This window comes from Micromonospora sp. D75 (genome assembly GCF_018070405.1).
Classification (GTDB): domain Bacteria; phylum Actinomycetota; class Actinomycetes; order Mycobacteriales; family Micromonosporaceae; genus Micromonospora; species Micromonospora chalcea.
Window position 1 is genome coordinate 1 of the sequence record NZ_JAGPXV010000674.1, and the last position, 3,055, is coordinate 3,055.

The 3,055-nt window shown below is 73.1% G+C and carries 2 protein-coding genes and 1 pseudogene; 1 reads left to right on the forward strand and 2 read right to left on the reverse strand.

Going from position 1 to position 3,055, the window contains the following annotated elements; translation table 11 throughout:
• The coding region (gene pcrA, locus KBX39_RS27480; protein ID WP_210873261.1) for a DNA helicase PcrA at window positions 1-2,210 on the reverse strand (2,210 nt) is incomplete at its 3' end.
• A 288-nt stretch (window positions 2,211-2,498) separates the two neighbouring features.
• Between pcrA and KBX39_RS27485 the strand changes: the two genes are divergently transcribed.
• Window positions 2,499-2,852: a chorismate mutase gene (locus KBX39_RS27485; RefSeq protein ID WP_043328352.1), complete on the forward strand. Its 354-nt coding sequence runs from the start codon at window positions 2,499-2,501 to the stop codon at window positions 2,850-2,852.
• A gap of 73 nt (window positions 2,853-2,925) precedes the next feature.
• On the opposite strand, the pseudogene KBX39_RS33605 reads toward KBX39_RS27485, so the two are convergent.
• Window positions 2,926-3,055, reverse strand: a pseudogene (locus tag KBX39_RS33605) (peptide ABC transporter ATP-binding protein); the annotation flags it as partial.

Consider the following 3,055-nt stretch of genomic DNA (forward strand, 5'->3'; position numbering starts at 1 on the left):
GACAGCCGGCTGGCGTCCACGCCCAGCCGCTTCGCCAGCTCGGTCGCCTTCGGCGTGCCGCCGGCGAAGCCGCCGCGGCCCAGGCGGTCCGCCCGGCCGCCGACGCCGCCGCCCCCGCCACCCCACGAGGTGTACGACCCCTCGGTGCGCTCCCAGCGGACCAGCTCCGGCGGCAGCTCCTCCAGGAACCGCGACGGCGGGTTGTACGCGGGCGCGCCCCACGCCGACCGGGTCACCGCGCGGGACAGGTAGAGACGCTGGCGGGCCCGGGTGATGCCCACGTACGCCAGCCGCCGCTCCTCCTCCAGCTCCCGGGTGTCGCCGAGCGAGCGCAGGTGCGGGAAGACGCCGTCCTCCAGGCCGGTCAGGAAGACCACCGGGAACTCCAGGCCCTTGGCCGTGTGCAGCGTCATCAGCGTGACCACGCCCTGGTGGTCCGGGTCGTCGGAGGGGATCTGGTCGGCGTCGGCGACGAGCGCCACCTGCTCCAGGAACCCGGCCAGGGTGGCCCGCTCGTCCTCGGCGCCGAGCGCCTCGATCCGTTCGGTGTACTCCCGGGCGACGCTCACCAACTCCTGGAGGTTGTCCACCCGGCCGGCGTCCTGCGGGTCGAGGCTCTCCTCCAGCTCGGCCAGGTAGCCCGAGCGGGTCAGCACCGCCTCCAGCACCTCCTCCGGCGTGCCGGTGGCGGCCAGCTCCCGCGCCGCGTCGAGCAGCGCGACGAACTCGGCGATGCCGTTCGCGGCCCGGGTGGAGATGCCGGGTGCGTCCTTGGCCCGGCGCAGCGCGGCGCCGAAGGAGATGCGGTCGCGCGCGGCCAGCGCCTCCACGCACGCCTCGGCCCGCTCGCCGATGCCCCGGCGCGGGGTGTTGAGGATCCGCCGCAGGCTGACCGTGTCGTCGTCGTTCACCACCGCGCGCAGGTACGCGAGCGCGTCGCGGACCTCCTTGCGCTCGTAGAAGCGCACCCCGCCGACCACCTTGTAGGGCAGGCCGACCCGGATGAACACCTCCTCGAACACGCGGGACATGGCGTTGGTGCGGTAGAAGACGGCCACGTCGCCCGGGCGGGTGTCGCCGTCGTCGACCAGGCGGTCGATCTCGCGGGCGACCCAGTCGGCCTCGGCGTGCTCGGTGTCGGCGACGTACCCGACGATCTGCTCCCCGGCCCCGGCGTCGCTCCACAGCCGCTTCGGCTTGCGCGAGGTGTTGCGGTCGATGACCGCGTTCGCCGCGTTGAGGATGGTCTGGGTCGAGCGGTAGTTCTGCTCCAGCAGGATCGTGCGGGCGTCGGTGAAGTCCCGCTCGAACTCCAGGATGTTGCGGATGGTCGCGCCGCGGAACGCGTAGATCGACTGGTCGGCGTCGCCGACCACGCACAGCTCGGCCGGCGGGATCCCCTCGGTGCCGGAGACCAGCTCCTTGATCAGCACGTACTGGGCGTGGTTGGTGTCCTGGTATTCGTCGACCAGCACGTGCCGGAACCGCCGCCGGTAACTCTCCGCCACGTGCGGGTGCGACTGGAGCAGGTGCACCGTGGTCATGATCAGGTCGTCGAAGTCCAGCGCGTGCGCCTCGCGCAGCCGCCGCTGGTAGAGCGTGTACGCCTCGGCGAGCGCCCGCTCGTTCGGCCCCTTGGCCCGGCCGGCGAACTCCTCCGGGTCGACCAGCTCGTTCTTCAGGTTCGACACCTGGGCGGCCAGACCCCGGGCCGGGTAGCGCTTCGGGTCCAGGTCCAGCTCGCGGGCGACCATCTGCATCAGCCGGCGCGAGTCGTCCGCGTCGTAGATCGAGAACGTCGACTTCAGGCCGGCGTGCTCGTGCTCGGCCCGCAGGATGCGTACACACGCGGAGTGGAACGTCGACACCCACATCATCCGGGCGCGCGGGCCGACCAGCGCGGCCACCCGCTCCTTCATCTCGCCGGCGGCCTTGTTGGTGAAGGTGATCGCGATGATCTCGCCGGGATGCACGTCCCGGGCGGCGAGCAGGTAGGCGATCCGGTTGGTCAGCACCCGGGTCTTGCCGGAGCCGGCGCCGGCCACGATGAGCAGCGGGGAGCCGGCGTGGGTCACCGCGTCCCGCTGGGGGCCGTTCAGGCCGTCGAGGAGGGCCTGCGGGTCCGACCCGGGGGCCCCGGGGCGGCGCGGCGGGGTCGGCCGGGACTCCGGCGCAGGCGGGGACGCGGGGATGTCGAAGAGAGGATGCATCGCAGTCCGAGTCTATGCCGTCGGCCGGACACTTCCCCGCCCGCGCGGCCGGTCGGCGCCCGGCGGCACGTCTCACCTGTTGGTGCGTCTTCTTGCGCGCCCGCCCGGGTGGTCGGCATACTCGACGACGTGTTCGATCAGCGCTTCTACTTTTACTACGGCACCGGGAGTCCGGCAGCCGTGGGTCGCGCCTGATCACAGACCTACGAAACGCCCCGGGCTCGGAGAGCCCGGGGCGTTTCCGTCCCGGGATCCGGGTACCGGGCCCGAGCCCCGAGAGGGACGACGATGATGACTGACGTGGTGGAGTCCAGCGGCAGCCCGGCGCGCAACGGCCGGCCGGCCGACGCCGACCCGAGCGGCGCCGCGGCGTCCCGGACCGGCACCGACGACGCGACGGCCGCCGAGCGGATCGGTGAGATCCGGCGGCGGATCGACGAGATCGACAGCACGCTCATCGCGCTCTGGCAGGAGCGAGCCGCGCTCTCCCAGGAGGTCGGCGCGACCCGGATGGCCTCCGGTGGGACCCGGCTCGTGCTCTCCCGCGAACGGGAGATCCTGGAGCGGTTCCGGGCCGAGCTCGGCGCGGACGGCACCCAGCTCGCGCTCCTGCTGCTGCGCGCCGGTCGCGGCCCGCTGTGACGCCGTGACGCCCCCGGATACGACGAACCGCCTGCCGGCGTCGAGTTGACGCCGGCAGGCGGTCCGGTTCGGGTCAGGCCGCGTCGTGGGTGACGACGATCTCCCGCTTCTCCGCGAAGTGGCAGGCGCTCGGGTGGTCCGAGCCCGGCCGGATCTGGAGCAGCGGCACCTCCTGGGCGCAGACGTCCTGCGCCTTCCAGCAC